General features: G+C 65.0%; 22 protein-coding genes. 14 read left to right on the top strand and 8 right to left on the bottom strand.

What is annotated here, in order from left to right; all coding sequences use genetic code 11:
• Positions 1–105 precede the first annotated feature (105 nt).
• The 8 genes from dctA to BHE01S_RS27080 all read left to right on the top strand — a co-directional run bounded on the left by dctA (position 106) and on the right by BHE01S_RS27080 (position 8,195).
• A complete protein-coding gene (gene dctA, locus BHE01S_RS27115) occupies positions 106–1,470 on the top strand; it encodes a C4-dicarboxylate transporter DctA (RefSeq protein ID WP_042269298.1) in 1,365 nt (454 codons plus the stop codon).
• 108 nt (positions 1,471–1,578) lie between these two features.
• A complete protein-coding gene (locus BHE01S_RS27110) occupies positions 1,579–2,574 on the top strand; it encodes an aldo/keto reductase (RefSeq protein ID WP_042269388.1) in 996 nt (331 codons plus the stop codon).
• A gap of 230 nt (positions 2,575–2,804) precedes the next feature.
• Positions 2,805–3,551, top strand: coding sequence for a glucose 1-dehydrogenase (locus BHE01S_RS27105; protein WP_042269296.1), 747 nt, complete (start codon positions 2,805–2,807; stop codon positions 3,549–3,551).
• Positions 3,552–4,129: 578 nt separating this feature from the next.
• A complete protein-coding gene (locus BHE01S_RS27100; protein WP_042269294.1) occupies positions 4,130–5,710 on the top strand; it encodes an isocitrate lyase in 1,581 nt (526 codons plus the stop codon).
• A gap of 136 nt (positions 5,711–5,846) precedes the next feature.
• Positions 5,847–6,065 (top strand): hypervirulence associated TUDOR domain-containing protein, encoded by a 219-nt coding sequence (locus tag BHE01S_RS27095; RefSeq protein WP_042269291.1) that lies wholly within the window; start codon positions 5,847–5,849, stop codon positions 6,063–6,065.
• 255 nt (positions 6,066–6,320) lie between these two features.
• Positions 6,321–6,791 carry a hypothetical protein gene (locus tag BHE01S_RS27090; protein WP_052406144.1) on the top strand — a complete coding sequence of 157 codons (471 nt, stop codon included), beginning with the start codon at positions 6,321–6,323 and terminating at the stop codon, positions 6,789–6,791.
• Positions 6,792–6,903: 112 nt separating this feature from the next.
• Entirely contained in the window at positions 6,904–7,311 is a 408-nt protein-coding gene (locus tag BHE01S_RS27085; protein ID WP_042269290.1) for an OsmC family protein, read from the top strand.
• Positions 7,312–7,349: 38 nt separating this feature from the next.
• The gene (locus BHE01S_RS27080; protein ID WP_042269289.1) at positions 7,350–8,195 is read left to right on the top strand and encodes a GNAT family N-acetyltransferase; all 846 of its coding nucleotides are present in this window, start codon (positions 7,350–7,352) and stop codon (positions 8,193–8,195) included.
• A gap of 5 nt (positions 8,196–8,200) precedes the next feature.
• Here the strand turns inward: BHE01S_RS27080 and BHE01S_RS27075 are convergent, their stop codons facing one another.
• The 4 genes from BHE01S_RS27075 to BHE01S_RS27060 all read right to left on the bottom strand — a co-directional run bounded on the left by BHE01S_RS27075 (position 8,201) and on the right by BHE01S_RS27060 (position 13,487).
• Positions 8,201–9,373 carry a lipocalin-like domain-containing protein gene (locus tag BHE01S_RS27075; RefSeq protein WP_042269288.1) on the bottom strand — a complete coding sequence of 391 codons (1,173 nt, stop codon included), beginning with the start codon at positions 9,371–9,373 and terminating at the stop codon, positions 8,201–8,203.
• Positions 9,374–9,377: 4 nt separating this feature from the next.
• A complete protein-coding gene (locus BHE01S_RS27070; RefSeq protein ID WP_042269384.1) occupies positions 9,378–11,963 on the bottom strand; it encodes an ABC transporter permease in 2,586 nt (861 codons plus the stop codon).
• A 78-nt stretch (positions 11,964–12,041) separates the two neighbouring features.
• Positions 12,042–12,728 (bottom strand): ABC transporter ATP-binding protein, encoded by a 687-nt coding sequence (locus BHE01S_RS27065; RefSeq protein ID WP_042269382.1) that lies wholly within the window; start codon positions 12,726–12,728, stop codon positions 12,042–12,044.
• 267 nt (positions 12,729–12,995) lie between these two features.
• Positions 12,996–13,487, bottom strand: a complete 492-nt coding sequence (locus BHE01S_RS27060; RefSeq protein WP_042269287.1) for an SRPBCC family protein — start codon at positions 13,485–13,487, stop codon at positions 12,996–12,998.
• A gap of 104 nt (positions 13,488–13,591) precedes the next feature.
• Between BHE01S_RS27060 and BHE01S_RS27055 the strand changes: the two genes are divergently transcribed.
• From BHE01S_RS27055 to BHE01S_RS27045, 3 genes are all read left to right on the top strand, one after another.
• On the top strand, positions 13,592–14,188 hold the full coding sequence (locus BHE01S_RS27055; RefSeq protein ID WP_042269286.1) for a hypothetical protein: 597 nt from the start codon (positions 13,592–13,594) through the stop codon (positions 14,186–14,188).
• A gap of 301 nt (positions 14,189–14,489) precedes the next feature.
• The gene (locus tag BHE01S_RS27050) at positions 14,490–15,530 is read left to right on the top strand and encodes an O-fucosyltransferase family protein (RefSeq protein WP_063769107.1); all 1,041 of its coding nucleotides are present in this window, start codon (positions 14,490–14,492) and stop codon (positions 15,528–15,530) included.
• 69 nt (positions 15,531–15,599) lie between these two features.
• Positions 15,600–15,968 carry a DUF2784 domain-containing protein gene (locus BHE01S_RS27045; RefSeq protein WP_042269282.1) on the top strand — a complete coding sequence of 123 codons (369 nt, stop codon included), beginning with the start codon at positions 15,600–15,602 and terminating at the stop codon, positions 15,966–15,968.
• 83 nt (positions 15,969–16,051) lie between these two features.
• Here the strand turns inward: BHE01S_RS27045 and BHE01S_RS27040 are convergent, their stop codons facing one another.
• A complete protein-coding gene (locus BHE01S_RS27040) occupies positions 16,052–16,996 on the bottom strand; it encodes a LysR family transcriptional regulator (protein WP_042269280.1) in 945 nt (314 codons plus the stop codon).
• 126 nt (positions 16,997–17,122) lie between these two features.
• Here BHE01S_RS27040 and BHE01S_RS27035 point away from each other — a divergent pair, with 126 nt between their 5' ends.
• Both BHE01S_RS27035 and BHE01S_RS27030 read left to right on the top strand, forming a co-directional pair.
• On the top strand, positions 17,123–17,764 hold the full coding sequence (locus BHE01S_RS27035) for a glutathione S-transferase family protein (protein WP_042269378.1): 642 nt from the start codon (positions 17,123–17,125) through the stop codon (positions 17,762–17,764).
• Positions 17,765–17,797: 33 nt separating this feature from the next.
• A complete protein-coding gene (locus BHE01S_RS27030) occupies positions 17,798–19,837 on the top strand; it encodes a 2Fe-2S iron-sulfur cluster-binding protein (RefSeq protein WP_042269278.1) in 2,040 nt (679 codons plus the stop codon).
• 113 nt (positions 19,838–19,950) lie between these two features.
• Here BHE01S_RS27030 and BHE01S_RS27025 read toward each other — a convergent pair whose 3' ends face one another.
• Both BHE01S_RS27025 and BHE01S_RS27020 read right to left on the bottom strand, forming a co-directional pair.
• A complete protein-coding gene (locus BHE01S_RS27025; protein ID WP_052406142.1) occupies positions 19,951–20,319 on the bottom strand; it encodes a hypothetical protein in 369 nt (122 codons plus the stop codon).
• Between the two features lie 26 nt (positions 20,320–20,345).
• Entirely contained in the window at positions 20,346–20,777 is a 432-nt protein-coding gene (locus BHE01S_RS27020; protein WP_157025668.1) for a hypothetical protein, read from the bottom strand.
• Positions 20,778–20,994: 217 nt separating this feature from the next.
• On the opposite strand from BHE01S_RS27020, the gene BHE01S_RS27015 reads away from it, so the two are divergent.
• Positions 20,995–21,690 (top strand): response regulator, encoded by a 696-nt coding sequence (locus BHE01S_RS27015; protein WP_042269274.1) that lies wholly within the window; start codon positions 20,995–20,997, stop codon positions 21,688–21,690.
• On the opposite strand, the gene BHE01S_RS27010 is transcribed toward BHE01S_RS27015, so the two are convergent.
• Positions 21,687–23,168: an ATP-binding response regulator gene (locus BHE01S_RS27010; protein ID WP_167337712.1), complete on the bottom strand. Its 1,482-nt coding sequence runs from the start codon at positions 23,166–23,168 to the stop codon at positions 21,687–21,689. The two genes, BHE01S_RS27015 and BHE01S_RS27010, sit on opposite strands and share 4 nt — an antisense overlap.
• Positions 23,169–23,185 lie beyond the last annotated feature (17 nt).

Below are 23,185 nucleotides of genomic sequence, written 5' to 3'. Positions count from 1 at the left end.
CGCCGAAGCGAACAGGATAACGCGACCGCAAACCCAACCGCTGCACGCATGGCGGTTGGCGGTCGCCCAGATTCACCCGGATGGCGCCATGCTCAGGAGACAGACATGCGGCCCTCGAAACTCAGAAAGTATCTCTCGAAGCTCTACATACAGGTCTTGATCGGTATCCTGGCGGGCATTCTCGTCGGCCACTTCTATCCGGATATCGGAGCCGATCTCAAACCGCTTGGCGACCTCTTCATCAAGCTGATTCGCATGGCGCTCGCGCCGATCATCTTTGCTTCGGTCGTCGTGGGCGTTGCCCGTATGAGCGATCTGCACGAAGCTGGGCGCGTGGGCGTGAAGGCGCTGCTCTACTTCGAAGTGGCTTCGACCATCGCGCTTCTCGTGGGCCTCGTCGTCGTGAACGTGATCAAGCCGGGCAGCGGCATGAACATCGATCCGGCGCACCTCGACAGTTCGGCCATTGCCGGCTACGCGCACGCAGCCCACGACCACACGGCGCTCGGGTTCCTCATGAGCATCGTGCCGAACAGCATCGTCGGCGCGTTTGCGAACGGCGAAATGCTGCCGATCATCTTCTTCTCGGTCCTGTTCGCCATTGCGCTGGCGAAGCTCGGCCCGCGCACCGCACCGCTCGTCGATATGCTCGACATGTTTTTGCAGGGCATGTTCGGCGTCGTGCGTATCGTCATGTATGTCGCGCCCGTGGGCGCGTTCGGCGGCATGGCGTTCACCATCGCGAAGTACGGGCTCGGCACGCTGGCCTCGTTTGGCGAGTTGATGCTTTGCCTGTACGTGACGTCGATTGTCTTCGTCGTGGTGGTGCTCGGGCTCGTCATGCGCGTTTGCGGCTTTTCGCTATGGAAGTATCTCCGCTATATCCGCGACGAAATTCTGATCACGTTCGGCACGGCGTCGACCGAGGCGGTGCTGCCGCAGATGCTCGTCAAGATGGAAAACCTCGGTTGTTCGCGTCCTGTGGTCGGCATGGTGCTGCCGACCGGCTATACGTTCAACGCGGACGGCACGGCGATCTATCTCACGATGGCGGCCCTCTTCGTGGCGCAGGCGATGAACATTCATCTTTCGCTGCTCGACCAGCTTGTCGTGCTGGGCGTTTTGCTGCTGACTTCGAAGGGCTCGGCCGGTGTAGCGGGAGCCGGGTTTGTCGCACTCGCGGCAACACTTGCTTCGATGCATAAGATTCCGGTTTCCGGGCTCGTGCTGCTGTTGGGCGTGGATCGCTTCTTGAATGAAGCTCGTGCTGTGACGAATCTGATTGGTAACGGCGTGGCGACCATTGTGGTCGCCAGATGGGAGGGCGCGCTGGATGTCGAGCGGGCGCGGGCGGTTTTGAATGGCGAGGTCGAGGTTGAGATTGGCGAGGCGTCGGGCGCGGGCGATATGTCTTTGCCTGGCGGCGAGCCTGTTTCTGGCCCGAGGGGACTGGTAGAAAACCGTCTGTGAATTGAGTGCTTTGGCCAGCAGCAGGACAGACCGCCAGCTACACTACTGGCGCAGAGGCCATCGAAACGCCTGCGAGACAGCTGCGCAAACCATAGGAGGAGCATGCAAATGACGCTTTCGAAGAGAAAATTTGGGCGGACCGGCTGGAATGTGTCCGAAATCGGCTTTGGTGCATGGGCAATCGGCGGCTCGTGGGGCAGCGTTGGCGAAGACGATGCGAGAGCCGCGCTGAACGCCGCGCTCGATAGCGGCGTCACCTTCATCGACACCGCCGACGTCTACGGCGACGGCCGTTCGGAGCGCATTATCCGGGACGTGCTGCGCGAACGCGGCGGCGAGCGTCCCATCGTGGCGACGAAGCTCGGACGCCGGCTCGACCCGCATGTGACCAGCGGCTATCTGAACAAGCACGCACTCGAAGGCTTCATCGACCGGAGTCTTTCGAACCTTGGCGTCGACACGCTCGACCTGGTGCAGCTACACTGCCCGCCGACGGAGGTTTATTACCGCCCCGAGGTGTTCGACGCGATGGACAGCCTGGTCGCCGCCGGCAAGATCCGCTTTTACGGCGTTTCGGTCGAAAAGGTGGAGGAAGCCCTGAAGGCGATCGAATATCCCAACGTGGTTTCGGTGCAGATCATCTACAACATGTTCCGTCAACGTCCCGCCGAGCTGTTTTTCCGCGAGGCGCTAAAGAAGAACGTTGCCGTCATTGCGCGAGTGCCGCTCGCCAGCGGCATGCTCACCGGCAAACTGTCCGCGGATTCCGTTTTTGCGGCAGACGACCACCGTGCGTTCAATCGTCATGGCGAGGCATTCGACGTGGGCGAAACGTTCTCGGGCGTGCCGTACGACGTCGCCTTGAAGGCGGTCGACGAACTGCGCGGCCTGGTACCCGTGGACGCTTCGATGGCACAACTCGCCCTGCGCTGGATACTCATGGAAGACGCTGTCTCCGTTATCATTCCGGGCAGCAGGAACGCGGCCCAGGCGGCGTCGAACGTCTCGGCGGCGAACCTCGCGCCGCTGTCCAACGCGACGATGCAACGCGTGCGGGACGTTTACAAGCAATATATTGCGCCGCACGTCCACCAGCGCTGGTAAAAGCCCTTACGGTCGATGCCGCTGGAATTCCCCATCCGCTTACTCCACGCTGACTTCAGTTTGCGGCGCTTCGCCCGATTGTTCGGCTGATCCTGCCAGTCAATTCGCGCCTGGCCGCTTTATCGCGGCGGCGCGGACCTTTAAATTCGTATGCGTCGCCGGCCGATTGCTTCATACCAGTCAAGACGCCGGTTCCATTCGATGCTGCGACATACGGTAAGGAGAACAGGATGAGCAAGCTTGCAGGCAAGGTGGCGGTCGTCACGGGCGCGTCGAAAGGCATTGGCGCCGCGATCGCCAAGGCCCTCGCGGCCGAAGGCGCTTCGGTGGTCGTGAACTACGCGAGCAGCAAGGCGGGCGCCGATGCGGTCGTGAGCGCGATTACGGCGGCCGGCGGCAAAGCGGTTGCCGTTGGCGGCGACGTGTCGAAAGCGTCCGACGCACAAGGCATCGTCGGCGCGGCCGTCGAAACTTACGGTCGCCTCGACATCCTCGTCAACAACTCCGGCGTCTATGAGTTCGCGCCTATCGAAGAGTTCACCGAGGCCCAATACCGCAAGCAGTTCGACACGAACGTGCTCGGCGTGCTGCTCACCACGCAGGCGGCCGTCAAGCATCTTGGCGAGGGTGCGAGCATCATCAACGTGAGTTCGGTCGTGACGACGGTCACGCCGCCGGCAACGGCCGTCTATAGCGGCACGAAGGGCGCCGTGGATGCGATCACGGGCGTGCTCGCACGCGAACTGGGACCGCGCAAGATTCGCGTCAATGCGATCAATCCTGGCATGATCGAGACGGAAGGCGCACACACGGCAGGCGTAATCGGCTCGGAATTCGAAAGCCAGGTGGTCAGCCAGACGCCGCTCGGACGTGTGGGCCAGCCGGACGATATCGCCACGGCCGTCGTATTCCTCGCATCGGACGATGCCAAATGGCTGACGGGCGAACATATCGTCGCCAGCGGGGGCCTGCGCTAAGGCGGATTGTGAAACTGGCTGGCGCGCAAGAACGCATGCGAGCCTTCCGAAGATCGGTCGTGTCGCCCTCGCGGCGGCACGCCCTCGTCTCCAGCTGATCCGCGCCGCCACTGTACGAAGCCCGCGCGCATCGCTATCTGAAGCGTCGACGCGCGCCTGGCTGGCGCGCCCCCGTCCACGCAGCGCGGCGGCTGGCTGTTCCAGTCGGACCGCTTCGAAGGCGGGTCCCATCGCGCCTTGGGACCCGGTTCGTCAATGCGGACGTTTGTCCCCCTCTATCGTTGCCCGAGCCATCCGCGCTCGCCCGCCTCCGGCAACCGAAAGCGCACTTCACATTATGAAATCCGCCCTGGATTTTCGAAGCGACGCCATTCCGCTTTATGAAAACATGTTCTACAGCGCAAAAATTGCCGACTATCTCATTGATAAATAACGAATAAATAAGTCATATGTCTTATATAAGACTTTGCTGCGACGCATCGAGAAGACCCTACAATTGAGTCATGCAGTTCGCTTCGACAGACGGAGCGGCACGCTGAACGGTTCATTCAATCGCGCTTTCCTCTGAGGAAATAGACATGACTCAATATCAAGACGACATCAAGGCAGTTGCGGGTTTGAAGGAGAAACAAGGCAGCGCCTGGAATGCCATCAATCCCGAATACGCCGCACGCATGCGGGCCCAGAACAGGTTCAGGACGGGCCTCGACATCGCGAAGTACACGGCGAAGATCATGCGCGCCGACATGGCTGCCTACGACGCCGATCCGTCGAAGTACACGCAGTCGCTGGGCTGCTGGCACGGCTTCATTGGCCAGCAGAAGATGATCTCCATCAAGAAGCACTTCAACAGCACCGAGCGCCGCTACCTTTACCTGTCCGGCTGGATGGTGGCCGCGCTGCGCTCCGAGTTCGGCCCGCTGCCGGACCAGTCGATGCACGAAAAGACCTCCGTCAGCGCGCTGATCCGCGAGCTGTACACCTTCCTGCGCCAGGCCGACGCCCGTGAACTGGGCGGCCTGTTCCGCCAGCTGGACGCGGCTGAAGGCGCTGCCAAGGCCGCCATCCAGGAAAAGATCGACAACCACGTCACCCACGTCGTGCCGATCATCGCCGACATCGATGCGGGTTTCGGCAACGCCGAAGCGACCTATCTGCTGGCGAGGCAGTTCATCGAAGCGGGCGCATGCTGCATCCAGATCGAAAACCAGGTGTCCGACGAGAAGCAATGCGGCCACCAGGACGGCAAGGTTACCGTGCCGCACGAGGACTTCCTCGCCAAGATCCGCGCGATCCGCTACGCCTTCCTCGAACTGGGCGTGGACGACGGCATCATCGTGGCGCGCACCGACTCGCTGGGCGCCGGCCTGACCAAGCAGATCGCCGTCACCACGACGCCGGGCGACCTGGGCGACCAATACAATTCGTTCCTCGATTGCGAGGAACTGTCGGCTGACCAGCTGGGCAACGGCGACGTCGTCATCAAGCGCGACGGCAAGCTGCTGCGTCCGAAGCGCCTGCCGAGCAACCTGTTCCAGTTCCGCGCCGGCACGGGCGAAGCGCGCTGCGTCCTGGACTGCATCACCGCGCTGCAAAACGGCGCCGACCTGCTGTGGATCGAAACCGAAAAGCCGCACATCGGCCAGATCGGTGGCATGGTCAACGAGATTCGCAAGGTCATCCCGAACGCCAAGCTGGTGTACAACAACAGCCCGTCGTTCAACTGGACGCTGAACTTCCGCCAGCAGGCATATGACGCGATGAAGGCCGCGGGCAAGGATGTGTCGGCCTACGACCGCGCCCAGCTGATGAGCGTGGAATACGACGAGAGCGAACTGGCGAAGGCCGCCGACGAAAAGATCCGCACCTTCCAGGCCGACGCGTCGCGCGAAGCCGGCATCTTCCATCACCTGATTACGCTGCCGACGTACCACACCGCCGCGCTGTCGACCGACAACCTGGCTAAGGAATACTTCGGCGACCAGGGCATGCTGGGTTACGTGGCCGGCGTGCAGCGCAAGGAAATCCGCCAGGGCATCGCCTGCGTCAAGCACCAGAACATGTCGGGCTCGGACATCGGCGACGACCACAAGGAGTATTTCAGCGGCGAAGCGGCGCTGAAGGCAGCGGGTAAGGACAACACCATGAATCAGTTCTGATACCCGTCATTCCCCTATAAAACGCCAACCCATCCGGGTTGGCGTTTTTTTTGTGCGTCGAGATCGCTCGCAGGGCCCCCGCGCAGGAACGAGGAATGCGACGCTGAGGGCGATTCAACCACCGGAGCGCACCATCATGTCCCATCGGCTCAAAACAGGCGATCGCGTCACGTGGAACACCCCGCAGGGCATGACGACAGGCACCGTCGTCCGCCGGATCATCAGGGATACGGAACTGGACGGTCACACTGTCGCCGCGTCGAAGGACGACCCGTATTACGAGGTCGAAAGCGAGAAGTCCGGTCAGCATACCGTGCAGCCCGCCGACGGACTGGAGAAAGTCCACAAGCACTGACCTGCGCGGGATCGCTCGGTCGATTTCGTCGCCGGTCCGGTGCGGCGCCGGCGGCAGAACCCAGGTCCGACCTCTTTGAGGGGCAGGCTCACTGTTCCCTGATACAACTCGAAACGTTCTGTGCACGATGAGTCGGTAAACTTCTCGTGCGCGGCGAGCCGGGGGCTTGCCGAAACGCACCGGTGTCACCCTCATCATCCTTTTCCCGGCACGCGGCCTCACTTCGCCGCCGGGGAACATGACCTGGAACGTATTGTGGACGACCGATTCGACCGACGCGAACTGTTGCTGCACCTTGGAGAGGTTCTGGAGGCGATGCGCAGCGTCGGCGCGACTCAGCCCTTTTCGCCCATTGCGCATCTTGCGTCGCGCGAGCCTTCCTTGCAGGCGTTGCCCTTTCTGCAGCAGATGTCGCCTCGCACGCTCGCAAGAGATTTTCTCGAACGGGCCACAAGCGCCTACGCGAGCTGGCCCAAGGCGCTATTGGAAACCGAACTCGATCGCGTCGAGCTTGCCTCGACGGTGCAGCGCGAACTCTTCGCGGACGATCCGCAAGGCTGGGCCTCCTACGCCGCCTATGTGAGGCAGAAGGTTAGCTGGTTCGGACTCGAACTCGACAAAACGGCCCACGCCTCGACACCGGTGAACGATCGTGGCGACGAAAACGGCGCAACGGCTCAGTCATCCACGATGAGGACGGGCTGGCCATGGAAACCGGCCGAGTAAGCTACGCTAGCCGAGCGGGCAAAGGCGATCGTCGCGCCGTGCGACTGACTTTGCAGCCGCGTTCGTTCAACTGATCTCGCGCGCGAGATCGCACCATTCCGGGGAGTTGCCCATGCCGCTCGCTTCCGCTACGGCTCGTCTTGCCGCCGATGCGCCCAACTACGTCGTCGCCATCGAGGCTGGCCGCCACCCGCTGACCGGCGACGAAGGCCCGCACGAAGGCGGCCAGGACCGCGGCACCGCGCCGTTCGCGTTCGTGTTGTCCGGGCTTGCCGCGTGCACGGCCGCCACGCTGCGCATGTACATGCAGCGCAAGACCTGGCCAGCCGCCGCGATTGCGGTCGAAGTCAGCCTGCATGTGGATCACGACGGGACCCAGACCATCCGCCGCGGCGTGGCAGTCGACGGACCGCTTGAAGAAGCGCAGCGCGCGCGCCTTGCCGAAATCTGCGAGAAGACGCCAGTCACGCTCTTCATCAAGCGCGGCACGCGCATCGACACGACGTTGCGCATTGCATGACGAGCGCCTGCTCACATTCATAACGGGCTTGCGAAGGCATGGAACAAACCGACGACTTCATCGTGCGCACCATGTCGGCCGACGAGGTGGCCATGTCGGTCGAATGGGCGGCTGCCGAGGGCTGGAACCCCGGGTGGCACGACGCGCGCTGTTTCAGGGAAGCGGACCCGGCCGGTTTCTTTGTCGGCGTCTGGCGCGGCGAGCCGGTCGCGTGCCTCTGCGCCGTCGCCTACGACGACAGCTTTGGCTTCATCGGACTCTACATCGTGAAACCCGGATTTCGCGGCAAAGGCTTCGGCATGCGAATCTGGCAGCACGGCATGCGCTACCTGGGAGACCGTAACATCGGTCTCGACGGTGTCGTCGCCCAACAGGCGAACTATGGGAAGTCCGGATTCCGGCTCGCGTACCGCAACATCCGCTATCAGGGTCGTGTGAGCGGCATCGGGTGCGCATGTGTGGCGGCAGCCGCGGACGTGCCGTTCGAGCAGTTGCTAGCCTGCGATCGCGCCTGTTTTCCCGCGGCGCGCGAGCGTTTCCTCCGCGCCTGGATTTCACAGCCCGATGCCGTTGCGCTCGCTACGGTCGACGCGGGCCGCGTCGTCGGCTACGGCGTCGTGCGTCGCTGCGAGGCGGGCTGCAAGATCGGCCCGCTCTTCGCCGACGATGCGGGCGTTGCCACGGGCCTCTTTCGCGCGCTGGCGGCGAGCATGCCTCGCGAGGTCATCGTGCTCGACGTGCCGGAAACGAACCCCGCAGCCGTCGCGCTGGCGCAGCGGCACGGTATGACGAGCGTCTTCGAAACCGCCCGGATGTACACGAAAAACGCGCCCGCGATTGCAATCGATCGCGTGTTCGGTGTGACGTCGTTCGAGCTGGGGTAATAGCGCTAAAGCCGGAGGCGCTGAACATAGCCCGTGAGTTCGAGATAGCCGCGCCCTAGCGGTTTTCCTGTGGGTTTCGCAGCGGTATTTGCCGCGCCCGCGTTCGTGCCCGCGCTCGCCGCGTCCACGGCAAACGCCGTCACCGCGCCCTCCCAATACACCGCGCCGGTGCTGGCACGGCTGTCGAACTCCTGATCGTCCATGAGCGGCACCAGCGTCAGATGGATGTCCTGCGCATCGACGCGCATCGCGACCGGATACTGTGCGCCGGTATGCGGCGAACGCCACTGGCGCAGCGGCGTGAAGCGAATGCTCTCTGGCGAAAGCGTATGTGTGCTTCCATCGGCGGCGCGCAGCGTGCCGCCCGCCCAGAACTTGCGCCCTGCCCTGTCGCGAATCTGCAAGGCCATGAGCGCGCCGCCGTCATCGAAGTTGATGCCGATCCAGTCCCAGCCGACCGCTTCATCAGCGAGCGGCGCCGACGACCATTCGTGATCGAGCCACGCCTGCCCTCGCACATGCCCGGCATGGCCGGTCGAATCGTCGCCGCGCTTGAGCACGCCGTCGACTTGCAGCCACGGTACGCTGTAGTAGTAGCTCGCTTCGTCCGGCAGCGGACCTTTGCGGCTGTACCCGCCTGCGCCGTTGACGAGCACCGGCTGCGTCGGCGCCAATGTGAAGGCGAACGCAAAGCCGGGCGTAGCGACGTTCAGGCGGTAGCGGCCGTCCGCGTTGCGCGCGAGCGACCAGTCGTCGATGTGGACTGCCGTGTCCGTCTCGCTTGCATCGGCAAGACCGAAGCCGCGGCGCGCAATGCGCTGATCGTGCTGCAGGCTGCCCGCGTGGGGATCGCTCAGCGCCACGTTGGCAAACAGTAGCTGATCCGGCGCGAAGCGGCTCGGGTTCGAGTCGTCGAGCGCGGGGCGCGAGCGGAAGAAGGTCGCTTCGAAGCCCAGCGAGGCACCGGCATCCGCGGCGGCGGCGTCCGTTTGCAGCCAGCCGGTCACGTACCACCATTCGGTGCGATAGCGCGAATGCGCGCCATAGTCGCGCGGAAATACGAGCGGCTGTCCGCTCGTCACCGCCGGATAGTCCGGCATGCGCGCCCGCACGGCGCGTGGCAGGAGCGCCGCGAGCGGCCATGCCAGGCCCCTGTGCAGGAACGTGCGCCGTCTCATCGCGTCACCAGTCGTCGCGCACGGCGCGCACCGCGTCGACCGACATCACCGCGCGCGAACTCAGGAGCGCCGTGAGCGCGGCGGCCACGACGACCGCCGAGGCCAGCGCGGCCAGCAACCCCCACGGCATGTACAAGCTCATCGTCCAATGAAACGACTGCGGGTTGACGACATGCACGAGCACCATCGCGAGACCCAGGCCCAGCGTCAAGCCGGCAAGCACGCCGAGCAGCGCAACGAGCGAGCCTTCCATCGCGAGCATGACCGCGATCTGCCGACGCGTCACGCCGATATGCCGCAGCATGCCGAACTCGCGCGTACGGGCAAGCGCCTGCGACCCGAAGCTCGCGCCGACGCCGAAGAGTCCGATGATCACCGCCACCGCTTCCAGCAGATACGTCACGGCGAAGCTGCGGTCGAAGATATGCAGACTCGCCGCGCGGATCTCGCCAGGCTGCGCGAACTCGAGGCGCTGCCCGCCGTGCACACGCTCGCGCAAGCGTGCGATCGCCTGCGACGGCGCAACGCCCGCGTCGAGCCACAAGGCGGCATCGGTCACGCGTGTGTCGCGAGTCAGCCGGCGATAGTCGCTCGCATCGATCACGATGGCCCCGAACTGGCGTGCGTAGTCGCGCCAGATGCCGGCCACGATGAACGGGAGGCGCTGTCCCGCGAGCGGCAGCGTGATGCGCTGGCCCGTGTGCATCCCATACAGATCGGCGGCCGCCTCGCTGATCCACACCGGCGGCGGCTCGCCGGCTTGCGGCACGCGAGGCGCGGTCGTCAACGGCAGGCGCGCGGCGGGGTGATGCGCATCGATGGGCCGCGCGAGCAGGCTTACGGGCGGCAGGCGAGCGTCGAGCGAGATTTGCGTCGCGCGAAGAAACTCGGCGCGCGCAATGCCGGGCGTGGCGGCAATGACCGCCTGATCTCCCGGCGACAGGAATGCGCTGTCGCCGCCCGGCGAAGCGCGCAGATAGAGCGGCGCGGGCAGCAGCCACTGCAGCCAGTCGTCGACCGCGACGCGAAAGCTCGACACCATGATCGCCATCGCCGCCATCAGGCTGAAGCTCGTGACGATGCCCGCGAGCCCGATCGTCGCACGCCCGGGGGCATTGGCGAGCTGCGCCAGCACGAGCTGCGGCAAGGCGTGATGCGAGCGCGGCAGCACGGCAAAGACGGCGCGCACGAGCGCCGGCATCGCCAGCACGCCGCCCAGCAGCAACAGCGCGATGGAGAGATAGCCGAACACCGGCAAGCCGGCCACGGGCGGCAATAGCGCCGCGGCGAGCCCAGCGGCGAGCGCGAGCAGCGCCGCCGCGACCGCACGCTTCGTGCGCAGCCGGGCGGCCGGCGCTTCCTCGTCGCCGGCCTTCAGCGCCCGCGCGGGTCGCGCCCTCGCGGCTTCGAGCGCCGGTGCGAGACTGCCGAGCACCGACGCGGCCATCCCCAGCGCAAAAAATATCGCCGCGGGCATCGCATCGAAATGCACGCGCGGCTGCACCCCTTCGAAATAGCCGCCGCCCAGATCGCCGCCTGCATAGCGGAGCACGGCCGCAGCGAGCGCGAAGCCGATAGCGAGACCCGCTGCCGCGCCGAGCACGCCGAGCATCGCGCCCTCCGAGACGACGAGCCACAGCACGCCGCGTTGCGTCACGCCGATCGCGCGCAGCAGCGCAAACTGCGCACGGCGTCTCAGTACGGCAAGGGCCTGCATTGTGAAAACGAGAAACGCGCCCGTGAATAGCGCAACGAGTGCGAGCACGTTGAGATTCGCGCGATACGCACGCGAGAGCATCGAGGTGCGGTGTGCGTTGTCGCCCGGCGTGACGGCGGCGACACCCGCGGGCAAGCGTGGCGCGAGCGAATGCGCGAACACTTCGGCATCGACACCTGGCTTGAGCTTGATGTCGATGCGCTCGAGCGTGCCGAGCCGCTGCAAGCGCCATTGCGCGGCGCCGATGTCCATCACGCCGACGCGCACCGCATCGCCCGATGCGGGCAACACACCCGCGACGCGCAGCGCGACCGAGGCCAGCCCGACCTGCACCGTGAGCGAATCGCCGGGCTTGAGCGCGAGCCAGCTCAGCGCGGCGGGCGAGAGAAATACGGTGTCCGGATCGAGCAGATCGAGCGTGGTGGCCTTTGCGCCGTTCGTGCCGTTCGTGCCGTTCGTGCCGTTCGTGCCGTTCGTGCGATCGGCCAGCTCCACGCGCCCGACGAGATTCGGCGTGACATAGCCCGCGCGAAACACATCGACGCCGAGCAGCTTCAACGACTCGTCGCGTCCCGCCACGCGCGCATCGACCTCGACCACCGGGCTGGCCGCGGCGACCTCGGGCAGACGGGCAATGCGCGGGTACAGCGCTTCATCGAAGCCCGCGCGCGGACCGCGCAGCTCGATATCGGCGTTGCCCATCAGCGAGTTGACGGTGGCCGACAGTTCGCTGAGCGCCGCGCGATTGATCAACTGCACGGCATAGCCCATCGCGACGCCCGCCGCGATTGCGAGAACGCCGATCAGCGTGCGCAGCGGATGCGCGCGCATTTCAGCGGCGATGAGCGCGGCGCCGACGCCGCCAGCGGGCATGCGCTTGCCCAGGCAACGTGATGCGCGCGATGCAGCAGCGTCGCGCGATGAACCCACGGCGCCGAACCAGCGCATCGCCTACGCGCCGCCCGCGCCGGGCGTGTACGGCTCGAGCCCGGCGGGCGTGAGCCGCAGCACGCGGTCGGCGGCAGCCGACACGGCACCCGAATGCGTCGCGAGCAGCACGCCCGCTCCGTTCTTTTGCGCCAGCTCGCGCAGCAGCGCAAGGATACGCATCGCCGTGTCGTGATCGAGATTGCCGGTGGGTTCGTCGGCCAGCACGAGACGCGGCTGATGCACGAGCGCACGCGCGATCGCCACACGCTGCAACTCGCCGCCCGACAATTCGCGCGGCAGCGCGCGCTCGCGCCCGCCGAGCCCGACTGCGTGCAGCACGGACGACACGCGCGCGGGCACGTCTTTCGCCCGTATGCCGTTCAGGAGCAGCGGCAGCGCGATGTTTTGCGCCGCCGTGAGGTTCGGCAGCACGTGGAAGGCCTGGAACACGAAGCCCATTTTCTGGCGGCGCTGCAGGGTGGCCGCGTCGTCGTCGAGTGCGCCGAGATCGTGTCCGTCGAAAACGATGTGTCCCGCGTCCGGCCGGTCGAGACCGGCTGCGAGATTGAGCAGTGTCGATTTTCCGGCGCCCGATTCGCCCATGATTGCGACGCATTCACCTGAGCGCAGTTCGAGATTCACGCCGCGCAGCACGTTGCGCGGCGTGGTGCCGTCATAGTGCTTCGATACGTTGGCGAGCGTCAGCATCATGTCGAGCCGCACCCAGCGCCGCTCAGGCGGGACCCATGTCCTGCTGCGGCGACGTCGCGGTAGTGCCCGGACGGCGCAGCATCTCCCGCCCGCCCGGATTCGAGGATCCTGTTCAGCACTGCGACGACGGCCTCCTTCTCGATCTCAGTCATGTTGCCTCCCATGCACGGCAAATGAGCGATGGGCCATGTTCACAACACCTCCGTCTCGCAGAAATCTTGCAGAAAGCGTGTGCAAGCGCACTGACGAATCCGATTGTTGCACTTATCGCCGTTGGCCGCTGCAGTCGATGAACCGTGCCTCGAGCAGGCGCGCAAGCGCGAGGCCGCCTTCGCGCATGATCGAATCGTGATTCCAGCGGAATGCCAGCTGTGCGAAAGGCGCGAGCGCGACCGCGCTCATCCACGCGCTGGCCGTCCTGACGTGCCAATCGTAGCGCACCACCGTGCGGCCGCCGTCGGCCGCGAAATGCCAGCGGCCCACGCCCTGCAGCGCGCCGCTGGCCTCGCCCTCGAGGGCAACAAGCGGCGCGACGCGCGTGACGCGCACGTCGATAACCACGCGATAAGGCAGCACGCCTTTCCACGTGTAACGATGCACCGCCCCCAGCCCGTCGGTCTCGCCCGCCTGCAGCTCGCGTACCGCTTCGACGTTCTTCCACCACCTCGGCCAGTTCATCGCATCGTGGATCGCGTCCCATACCGGCTGAACCGGCGCCTCGATACACCATAAGGTGGTCAGACGGAATTCCGCCATCGTTCGCTTCCTCCTTGTCTGCGCCAGCGCCAGGCGTGGATTGCGCGGTGTGAAGCCGTGCTCCAGAATGACCCATCTTCCACGTTCGAGTATAGGAGGGGGCAATGACGCTCCCAGACCGGGATTTCGTGGCCCTCGCGCAGGCACGCTTCGATGCGCTCGCCAACTACCAGGTCACGTTGAAATCGACTTCGGCGGGCGCTGAAACGGTCGAAGTGCTCTATGGCTACCGCAAGCCCGGCCTCGTCCGGATGGACTTCATCCGGCCGCATGGCGGCGCGACGCTCACCTTCAACCCGGAATCGGGGAAGGTCAAGCTTTGGCCGTTCGGTATCGACACGTTTCCGAGGCTCACGCTGAGCCCCGACAATCACATGATTCAGAGCCCGCAGGGTCATCGCGTCGACGAGTCCGATATCGGCGCGCTGCTGGTCAATGTCCGCGAGCTTCAACTGCGTGGCGACACACAGGTCGTCGGCGCCGAGACGATCGGCAGGCGCGAGGCGGCGCATGTGATCGTGACGTGCCGGACTGGACAGTTCGTGAGCGGCGTGTTTTCCTATAAGTTATGGTTCGACTTGAGCCATGGGCTGCCCGTCAAGATCGTGAGCGAAGGCGAGTCACGCGAGCCGATCGAAACGGTGCTCATGGAAAACCTGCGCGTCGACGTGCCGGAGTCGCAGCTCAGGCCGTTCGGCTAGCCGCGCGAGCGATCACGGGCATTGGGGGATGTTACTTAATCCTCAGGATAATCAACGCGTAAACACGAGATCCTAAAATGCCTCAACCGCTCAGGATGCCAAATATCCAGTCAATCCAGGCGTGCGAGACGATCGAGTTATCGCCGGAAAACATACGTCTCATCCCTCAATCGTTGCTAACGCAGTTAAAGGCGCATCCATCGACGGGTTCTACCGTGTGCGCACCGCTCGCCTGCGAACAGGACGCGGCGTTGCCCGGCCCGAAAGGCAATCCACGTTTTCAGGATCAAAGGGACACGGCATGTTCAGAAACCTCATTGAAATCGCAAGGCAGGTGCGGCGCAGCGAAGGCTTCAAGAATGTGCTCAATACGCCGAATCGCCTTTCCCTCCATGCGAAGCAGCACCTCAACCGTGGCCACTTCGTCATCGAGATTCGCGCCAGTTCGGGCTTTTTTTCCATCATGCAGATCGTCTTGTGCATTCTCCTGTACTGCGACGAAAAGCGATTGACTCCCGTCATTTCGGCGCGCGGAGGCAGTTATGGCGACGCGCAAGGCAAAATCGACTGGCTCGCCGAATACTTTGAAAACCTCGCACTGTCCGCCGTGCCGCACGCCGCAAGAGCCGGTTTGCGAACGTCGATCGTGCGCGATCTCGGCGATCTGGGCTTTCGCCGTTACGAAGCGGGCCTCGGGCTCGCGCGGGCGAGTACGGTATTCCTGTCGAACTTCCGGCCGGGCGAATCGATCCGCGAGGAAGTCGCGCACATCGGCGAGCGGCTCGATATCGGCGCCTCGACATTGGGCGTCCATTTTCGCGGCACCGATAAAAAGTTCGAGGCCCATACGATCGAATGGAGTGCGTTTTGCCGCACGGTCGAGCAAGCACTGGCCGACGATCGCCGGCTCACGAACATCTTCGTCTCCAGCGACGAGCAGGCCTTCCTTGACTTCTTCCGGCAGTGGGGCTTCGCGGTGCCCGTCAACGTCGCGCCTGCCACGCGGCTCGCGAGCGCAGGGAAGCCCGTGCACTTCAGCGGACATCCCGGACTCGCAATCGGCCGCGAAGCCCTGGTCGCGAGCCTGCTACTCGCAAACTGCGGTCAGTTGATCAAGACGCCCTCCTATCTTTCGGCCTGGTCGAAGATCTTCAATCCGTCGCTGCGAGTGAGGCTCGTCGTGCCGCCACGCGAAAACGCATTCTGGTTTCCCGATAGCCAGATCTGGACCGAGCAGAACAAGCACGACAACGATCCGGTGAATCCCGAAATCGCAATTGCGGCTTTCGACTCGCCGTTCACGGCAAACGGAACGACGCCAAACGCGGGCCCCCTGCCCTGACCCCTCGATCTCCGAGGAACGTATCATCGAAGCCAGGTACGCAGGGCGAGGGCAACGGCGAGCATCGTCATGAACTGGCTGGCCAATACCGTTCTCGTGCTGCACGCGCTGCTCGTACTCTTCATCGTCGGCGGATTGCCCGCGATCTGGATCGGCGCATGGCTCGAACGCGATTGGGTGCGCAACCGCGTGTTCCGTCTCACGCATCTCGTTGCGATAGGCGTCGTCGCCCTCCTTGCGGTCCTCGACATCCCGTGCCCCCTCACGGTGCTCGAGGACTGGCTACGCACCGGGCACGCGGGGCCGCAGGGATTCGTCCAGCATTGGGTTAGCGCCTTGCTGTACTACGACTTGCCCGGCTGGGTGTTCGCGACGGCCTATGCAGGATTCCTGCTGGTCGTGGCAGTCACGTGGTTTCGCGTCCCGCCCCGGTCGTAGCGTTGTTCGTCGAGGACCGTTTTTTGCCGCAAGGCTGATCTCGCGGCGCATGTGCAACGTCACGCGCGCGAGCCGCCAGGCGCTTACGCGGCACGTGTCGCGATCCTCGCCTTAAGCGCCTCGATAACAGCCCGCACCTTGCCCGACGGGTAGCTCGTCGGCGCAAACACGGCCTGGACATTCAAAGGCACGCCGGACCATTCGGGCAGCAGGCGGACGAGCGCGCCGGACACAAGATCCGCGCGCGTCGAGAAGTCGGTCAGTGCGGCAAAGCCGCCGCCCGCGAGGACCGCCGCGCGTGCCGAAGTCGCCGTGTTCACGCTCAGCGCATTCACGCAGCGCACGCGGCGCACGACTTTGCCGTGGATGACGCGGCCCGCCGCGAGACGCCCGGCATCGCGCGTCAATTCGAGCGTCGACGGATGCCGCAGCACGGTCATTGCGATATGCGGCAAGGACGCCAATGCGTTCAGCGACCTCGGCATGCCGTGCCGCGCAACGAACGCGGGGCTCGCGACCAGCCAGCGCACGTAGCTGCCGAGCTTCACCGTGCGGTAGTTCGAGTCCGGCAGATTGCCGAGCCGCACGGCCAGATCGATCCCCTCGCCGATCAGGTCGACGTAGTGGTCGGCGCAAATCAGTTCGATGTCGAGCTCCGGATAAACAGCACGCAGATCGACGAGCGCGGGCGCGACGATCTGCGCACCGTAGTCGACAGGCGCGCTGACCCGCAGCGCGCCGCGCGCGGGCGTGGCCTCGTTCGAGACGGCCGCAAGCGCCTCCTCCGTCATCTGCAGGATGCGGCAGCTGGCGTCGTAAAACGCGCGGCCTGCATCGGTCACAGACAGCTGCCGCGTGGTGCGCGCGATCAGGCTCGCGCCGATCTCGCGTTCGAGGCGCTGCATATGCGCACTGACCATCGTCTTGGCGATGCCGAGCCGCTCGGCCGCCGCCGTGAGCGACCCCGCCTCGACCACGGCGACGAACACCGCCAGCCGGTTCAGATTCACTTCGCGTACATCGGTCATCGGCGATTGTCCACTTTCGATAGAAAATGAATGCAAGCTTAGCAGTCTTCCCGCGCGCGCCGTCATTGCCTAATCTGAACGCTCCTTGCCGCTTCATCCCGAAGCGCTATCGTTATGGAGAATGCGATGCCTGCTGTCCGTCCGGCCACGCCGATCCGCCTGTACACCACGCCGCTGTCCGGCCACGGACACCGTGTCCGGCTGTTCCTGTCCATGCTGGATCTGCCGTTCGAGATCGTGCCGGTGGATCTCGCCGCGGGCGAACACCGCCAGCCCGCCTACCTGAAGCTCAACCCCTTCGGCCAGGTTCCGACGATTGTCGATGGCGACACGGTGTTGTTCGATTCGAACGCGATTCTCGTTTATCTGGCGAGGCGCTACGGCGATCCGTCGTGGCTGCCCGACGATCCTCATGGCGCGGCTGCCGTGCAACGCTGGTTGTCGCTCGCAGCCGGCCCGATCGCGTCCGGGCCGTGCGCCGCGCGTCTCGTCCACGTATTCAAGCGCGATCTCGATCTGGCGCATGCACAGCAAATCGCGCGGACGCTGCTGCCGCTGCTCGACGCCGAACTCGCGCACAAGCCGTTCGCCGCGGGCGATCACGTGACGATCGCCGATATTGCCGCGCATACCTACATCGCGCATGCACCTGAAGGCGGCGTGTCGCTGGAGCCGTACCCGCATCTGCGGGCGTGGCTCAAGCGCGTGGCCGCGTTGCCGGGCTTCGTGCCGATGCCGTCGACGAAGGCGGGCCTGCTCGCCGCCTGAGCGGCCCTTGCGCGCCGCCAACCCGGGACCGTCATGACCACTCACCCCGAACTGCATCCGTACCGCGCCGCCGGGCCGTTTCACGACGGCGAGCGCGAGGCCCAATGGCGCGCGGGCGTGGCCGGCGTTGCACTCGAAAACGGCTCGCGCGGCATCCGCGACGCGATGCCGGACCAGCATCGCGCGTTCTTCGCGACGCTGCCGTTCATGGTGTTCGGCGGCGTGGATGCAACCGGTCAGCCGTGGGCGACGCTGCGCGCGAACGCGGCGGGTTTCGTGTCGACCCCGGACAGCCGCACGCTGTGCATCGACGGCGGCGCGCTGCCGGGCGATCCGCTCGAAGGAAGCTGGGTGCCGGGCGCGCGTATCGGCGGGCTCGGCATCCAGCCGCACACACGGCGGCGCAACCGCGTGAACGGCGTGATCCAGACCGTCGATGGCGGCGTGGTGACGCTCGCAGTCAAGCAGAGCTTCGGCAACTGCGCGAAATACATCAATGGACGCGAACCGGCGTTCGCCGGCAATGCGCCGGCGAACGCCACGGTCGAACATGCGCAGGCACTCTCGGAGGAAGACCGGGCGCTGATCGCACGCGCGGACGTATTCTTCATCGGCAGCGCCAATCTCGATGACGCAGCGGGCGCGGCGGGCGGCGCCGACGTGTCGCATCGCGGCGGCATGCCCGGCTTCGTGCGCATCGACGACGCACGCACGTTGACCGCGCCCGACTTCAGCGGCAACCAGTTCTTCAACACGATCGGCAACCTGCTGCGCGATCCGCGTGCGGGGCTGCTGTTCGTCGACTTCGCGCGCGGCGATCTGTTGTATCTGGCCGTACGCGCCGAGGTGATCTGGGACGGCCCCGAAGTCGCGCAATTCCCGATGGCACAGCGGCTGGTGCGGTTTCATGTGGCGCAGGTGCGCCGCGTGCGGGAAGCCCTGCCGTTGCGATGGTCGGCGGTCGAATATGCACCGCAGTTCGCGCAGGCTGCAACGCAATCCTCCCCGGCGGCTGCGCCGAAAAAAGCCGACCCGCGTTCGTGGCGCACGCTGCGCGTGGCCGAGGTGCGCGACGAATCCCCGACGATCCGCTCGTTCCATTTCGAATCGGTGGACAGCGAGCCGCTCGCGCCGTTCGAAGCCGGGCAGTACCTTCCGCTGCGCATCGTCACGCCCGAATCGGACAAGCCGCTCATGCGCACCTATACGCTTTCCGCGGCGCACGACGCCGCACGTCCGGCGCGCTACCGGATAAGCGTGAAGCGCGACGGCGCAGCGTCGCGCTGGCTGCACGACCACGCTCGCATCGGCTCGCTGATCGACACGCTGGCGCCGCGCGGATCGTTCAGTCTCGATGCCCGCAGCCCCCGCGCGATTGTGCTGGCGGCGGCAGGCATCGGCATCACGCCGATGCTGGCGATGCTCGACGCGGCACTCGCGCTCGAACCGCAACGCCGCATCCATGTGTTCCATGGGACGCGCGGCGAGCACGAAACCCCGTTCGCAGCGGCGCTGCGGGAGATTGAACGCGCACATCCGAACGTCTCGGTGCATCTGTACGACAGCGCCGCGCCGCGCGACTCGCTCGATGGAGGCCGGCTCGCGGGCCGCGTGAACGTCGACGCGTTGCGACGCTTCCTGCCGTTCGACGACTACGACTTTTATCTGTGCGGCCCCGAAGCGTTCATGCGCGATCTGTACAACGGACTGCGCGCGCTGAATATTGCCGACGACCGGATCCGCTTCGAGGCGTTCGGGCCATCGAGCCTGAAGCGCGCGCACGATCGCGCTCCCGTTGCCGGCGAGCCAACGACGGCCAGACCGGTGACGTTCGCCCGCGCAGCGCAAACGGTGCACTGGCCGCCGCAGCAGGGCTCGCTGCTCGATGCCGCCGAGCGCTGCGGCGCCGACGCGGGGTCGAGCTGCCGCTCCGGCATGTGCGGAACCTGCGCCACGCGCGTGCTCGATGGCAGCGTGGAATACGACGACCCGCCGGAGTTCGACGTCGAGCCGGGGTATGCGCTGATCTGCGTCGGGCATCCGGCAGCGGGCGGCGTGACGCTGGATCTCTAGCCGCCGTTTCCGGCTAATGCAAGTCGATAGTGATTTCGCTGATTTTTTGGTGGTCTCTCACGCTTCCCGATCTTGTTCGGTCTCCTCTTCTCCCCGATTCAGGCACGACTCATTCAATTTCCTGTCCCCCCGGCTCCGGCAGCGAACCGATCCAGCAAACACTGCAGCCGGCGCTCCTGAATGTGCAAGATCCCCGGTGTGCAACGGAGCTCGAGCACGCGCGAGTGCCAATAGCTCGCACCGAAAATCGCCATCGCCTTGTCCGCGCTGATCGCGCTTTCGAGGTGAGCGATCGCGGTGTCGAGCGTGTGGACAGTGTAGGGACTGGGAGGTCGCCGTTCCGTCTCTGTCTCTGTCTTTGTCTGAATCGTTTTCTCGCGCCCTGCCCGCCTGCCCCCCGCCTGGCTATCGCGCTCGTGCGCAAGCAGGGATTGCAGGCGCTCTTCATCAGGCGCGTCGTACCGGATGGCGTTGTCTCGCATCGCACGGTCTCCTCGTCGGCGATCGCTCACCAATTACCGTCGAGCATCTTCCGGTGCTCGCCGATGATGCCCCTCGGGCCCGGATTGTCGTGATTAACAAGGGTCGCATCGGTGCACATGGTGCCCGCCGCTGCGGCGCCGCGCCGGTGGCGAGCGACCGACTCCAGCAGGCTCAACGTGATGCAGAAACTCCGGTCGATCTGCTCCGTCCAGCACTTCTGGTCGTAGGCGGCGAGGGCCTGCACGAAGACGTCGTAGATCTGGTCGGGGAATTTCACGCCGCTCGACTCGATGCGGACCATGAGCGCCCTTGCCCGAAGCAGTTCCGCGAGGATCGTTGCGTCCGGCTGCGTCGCCGGTTCAGGCTCCGGCTCGCAAGGGCGGGCCCGTGTTTCGTCATCCGACGCGAAGCGGAAAACGTTCAGCAGGCTTTTGAAGTCGGGATGCGGCGTATGCATGATGGTGTCCCTTATCGTCCGAACTGCAGCGACTCCATCCTGCGCGTTGCCGGGTTCTCGCAAAACCGGCCATGGCGGGGGAAAAACGCCTCCAGAAGGTGGCCCCGGAAGCGTCCCCCGCTTTGGGGGGATCGCAACCTGAAGGAATACGGGTACAGTGGGCTAGAGCCTGTTCGCATCGCTAGCGGGCTTGCCCTGGACTAGAGAGACTCCCCAGATGGACAACCAGTATTTCCGGCACGTACTGCTCGTAGAGGACGAGGGCTTGACGCGCATCGCGATGAAGAGCCTGATCCTGACCTCGGAACCGACGCTCGACATCGACGAGGCGGGCTCATACGACGCGGCTGTCGAACGGCTGGAGAACAAGGCGTACGACCTCGTCTTTCTCGACTACCAGATCGGCGGCAATCACACCGGGCTTGACCTGCTGCGCTGGCTGCAGGAGAACGAGCGCGCGGCGCATGTGGTCATGCTGTCCGCGCAGGACGATCGCGAGACCGTGCTCGATTGCATCAAGAACGGCGCTGGCGGCTTCATCTCGAAGGCCAGCGAGGAAGGCGGCGCGGTGTTCCGGGAAGCCCTGCAGACGATCCTGAATGGACGGGTCTATTTGCCCAACAGCGTACTCGGCAAGGGCGGCCATACCCCGCAGCCCCCGGGCCCGAGCAAAGCCATTCCGATCAACTCGCTGAACCTGCCGCCGCGCCTCGCGCAAACCCTGGGTTTTCTTCTGCAGGGCATGTCGAACAAGGCCATCGCGCGAAAAATGAATATCTCGGAGAACACCGCGAAGGAGTACATCAGCGATCTGCTGAGCCGCTTCAACGTCTCGCGGCGCACTTTCCTGATCGTCGAAATGGCACGCCGCGGCATTGAAATTCCCGCCGTCGCGCACGCCCCGGCGGTCTAACTCGCCCGAGCGGATGCCCCCGTCAATTCGAGCATGCGCGCAAGCAGCAGGTCGGGAGCCAACGGCTTGCTGAGCACGCAGCGCTCCGGCAACACACCCTGGGTGCTTGCCACGGCTTCTCCCGTCACCACAAGGCACGGTACGGGCCGGGTAAAGTGCTCGCCGAGGAGCCGGATGACGTCGTGTGCGGTCGAATTCTCCGGCAACCGGTAGTCGCTGATCACGAGGTCGGGCACGCGTTCGATCGTCTGCAACAGCTCGCCGAGTTCGGCTGCGGAGCGAACCGAGTCGGACAGCACCCCCCAGCGTGCAAACAACGCCTCCATCGAGGCGCGCACCAGGCTGTCGTCCTCCACCAGCAACACGTAGAGACCGCGCAGCGACGACGGTGACGGCGACGACGACGCATCGGCGGGCGATATCGCGGCATCCTCGTGCGCGAACGGGTCCGCTACCGGCATGCGCACCGAGAAACGCGAGCCGTGCCCCTCGATCGACTTGAGTTCGAGACGATGCCCCTCGAGCAGCGACACCACCGCGTTCACGATCGACAAACCGAGTCCGAGCCCTTTCTCGCGGTCCCGCTCCGGATTTCCGATCTGTACGAACGGCTGGAAGATGGTGTCCCAATGCTCCGGCGCGATGCCAATGCCGTTATCGAGCACGTCGAGCCGCACATAATTAGGCATACGTACCAACCCGACGAGCACCGTGGAGCGGCCCGCTTTCGACGGATCCGAATATTTGATTCCGTTCGCAATGAGATTGCTCAGCACGCGGGGAATCCAGTCGGCGTCGGTGCGTACCCATGCGGGCTTTTGCAGCGCCTTTGCATAACGCAGCACAACGCCGCGGCTCGCAGCGAACGACGCGAGCTGCTCGACCGTCTCCTCGGTCACGCGGCTCAGGTCGACGCTCGTATAGGTCGGGTTGACGTGCCCCGATTCGAGCTTCGACAGGTCGAGCACCGCATTGAAAAGGCGCGCCGTCAATACCGACGCCTTGCGTGCTTCGCCGATCAGCTTGCTCGATGCCTCGATGTCGCGCGCTTCCAGCGCCTCGTCTGCCGCCGCCAGAAACAGGTTCAGCGCATGCATGGGCTGGCGCAGGTCGTGCGCGGCTGCCGCCAGAAAGCGCGATTTCGCCCGGCTCGCCTGCTCCGCGGCTTCACGCTGCTGCTCGCGCAAGGCGATCAGGGCTTCCGACTTGGTCTGCTGGTCGCGCCGTGCGCGCTCAAGGTCATGGTGCTTTTGCGCGAGTTCGGCGTTCGCGCCTTGCAACGCAGCGTTGCTCTGGGCAAGCGCCTGGACGGCAACATACCGGTCGCGCACATGCCGCTCGGCATTCACGTTGACGCTATGCCCCAGCACGGCGACGTTCAACAGATAGAACATCCCCGCGGCGAAGTTGTCCGGCTCGACCGCCTGGGTGATCAGCTGCGCCATCACGATCACGGCGATCACGCATGCGGTCAGCATGAGCGTCGCCTTGGCTC

The sequence above is a fragment of the Paraburkholderia heleia NBRC 101817 genome, from assembly GCF_000739775.1.
In the GTDB taxonomy this organism is placed as follows: Bacteria; Pseudomonadota; Gammaproteobacteria; order Burkholderiales; family Burkholderiaceae; genus Paraburkholderia; species Paraburkholderia heleia.
Note: the sequence above shows the minus strand (reverse complement) of the source record. Positions and strands in the feature narration are given on the sequence as shown.

What these genes read in the sequence shown, in the direction of transcription:
- BHE01S_RS27035 (WP_042269378.1), top strand. Translation starts at nt 17,123, where the DNA reads ATGCCTGCTGTCCGTCCGGCCACGCCGATCCGCCTGTACACCACGCCG.
- BHE01S_RS27030 (WP_042269278.1), top strand. Translation starts at nt 17,798, where the DNA reads ATGACCACTCACCCCGAACTGCATCCGTACCGCGCCGCCGGGCCGTTT.
- BHE01S_RS27105 (WP_042269296.1), top strand. Translation starts at nt 2,805, where the DNA reads ATGAGCAAGCTTGCAGGCAAGGTGGCGGTCGTCACGGGCGCGTCGAAA.
- BHE01S_RS27045 (WP_042269282.1), top strand. Translation starts at nt 15,600, where the DNA reads ATGAACTGGCTGGCCAATACCGTTCTCGTGCTGCACGCGCTGCTCGTA.
- BHE01S_RS27040 (WP_042269280.1), bottom strand. Translation starts at nt 16,996, where the DNA reads ATGACCGATGTACGCGAAGTGAATCTGAACCGGCTGGCGGTGTTCGTC.
- BHE01S_RS27080 (WP_042269289.1), top strand. Translation starts at nt 7,350, where the DNA reads ATGGAACAAACCGACGACTTCATCGTGCGCACCATGTCGGCCGACGAG.
- BHE01S_RS27085 (WP_042269290.1), top strand. Translation starts at nt 6,904, where the DNA reads ATGCCGCTCGCTTCCGCTACGGCTCGTCTTGCCGCCGATGCGCCCAAC.
- BHE01S_RS27050 (WP_063769107.1), top strand. Translation starts at nt 14,490, where the DNA reads ATGTTCAGAAACCTCATTGAAATCGCAAGGCAGGTGCGGCGCAGCGAA.
- BHE01S_RS27110 (WP_042269388.1), top strand. Translation starts at nt 1,579, where the DNA reads ATGACGCTTTCGAAGAGAAAATTTGGGCGGACCGGCTGGAATGTGTCC.
- BHE01S_RS27095 (WP_042269291.1), top strand. Translation starts at nt 5,847, where the DNA reads ATGTCCCATCGGCTCAAAACAGGCGATCGCGTCACGTGGAACACCCCG.
- BHE01S_RS27055 (WP_042269286.1), top strand. Translation starts at nt 13,592, where the DNA reads ATGACGCTCCCAGACCGGGATTTCGTGGCCCTCGCGCAGGCACGCTTC.
- BHE01S_RS27075 (WP_042269288.1), bottom strand. Translation starts at nt 9,373, where the DNA reads ATGAGACGGCGCACGTTCCTGCACAGGGGCCTGGCATGGCCGCTCGCG.
- BHE01S_RS27070 (WP_042269384.1), bottom strand. Translation starts at nt 11,963, where the DNA reads ATGCCCGCTGGCGGCGTCGGCGCCGCGCTCATCGCCGCTGAAATGCGC.
- BHE01S_RS27015 (WP_042269274.1), top strand. Translation starts at nt 20,995, where the DNA reads ATGGACAACCAGTATTTCCGGCACGTACTGCTCGTAGAGGACGAGGGC.
- BHE01S_RS27020 (WP_157025668.1), bottom strand. Translation starts at nt 20,777, where the DNA reads ATGCATACGCCGCATCCCGACTTCAAAAGCCTGCTGAACGTTTTCCGC.
- dctA (WP_042269298.1), top strand. Translation starts at nt 106, where the DNA reads ATGCGGCCCTCGAAACTCAGAAAGTATCTCTCGAAGCTCTACATACAG.
- BHE01S_RS27100 (WP_042269294.1), top strand. Translation starts at nt 4,130, where the DNA reads ATGACTCAATATCAAGACGACATCAAGGCAGTTGCGGGTTTGAAGGAG.
- BHE01S_RS27010 (WP_167337712.1), bottom strand. Translation starts at nt 23,168, where the DNA reads ATGCTGACCGCATGCGTGATCGCCGTGATCGTGATGGCGCAGCTGATC.
- BHE01S_RS27060 (WP_042269287.1), bottom strand. Translation starts at nt 13,487, where the DNA reads ATGGCGGAATTCCGTCTGACCACCTTATGGTGTATCGAGGCGCCGGTT.
- BHE01S_RS27065 (WP_042269382.1), bottom strand. Translation starts at nt 12,728, where the DNA reads ATGCTGACGCTCGCCAACGTATCGAAGCACTATGACGGCACCACGCCG.
- BHE01S_RS27025 (WP_052406142.1), bottom strand. Translation starts at nt 20,319, where the DNA reads ATGCGAGACAACGCCATCCGGTACGACGCGCCTGATGAAGAGCGCCTG.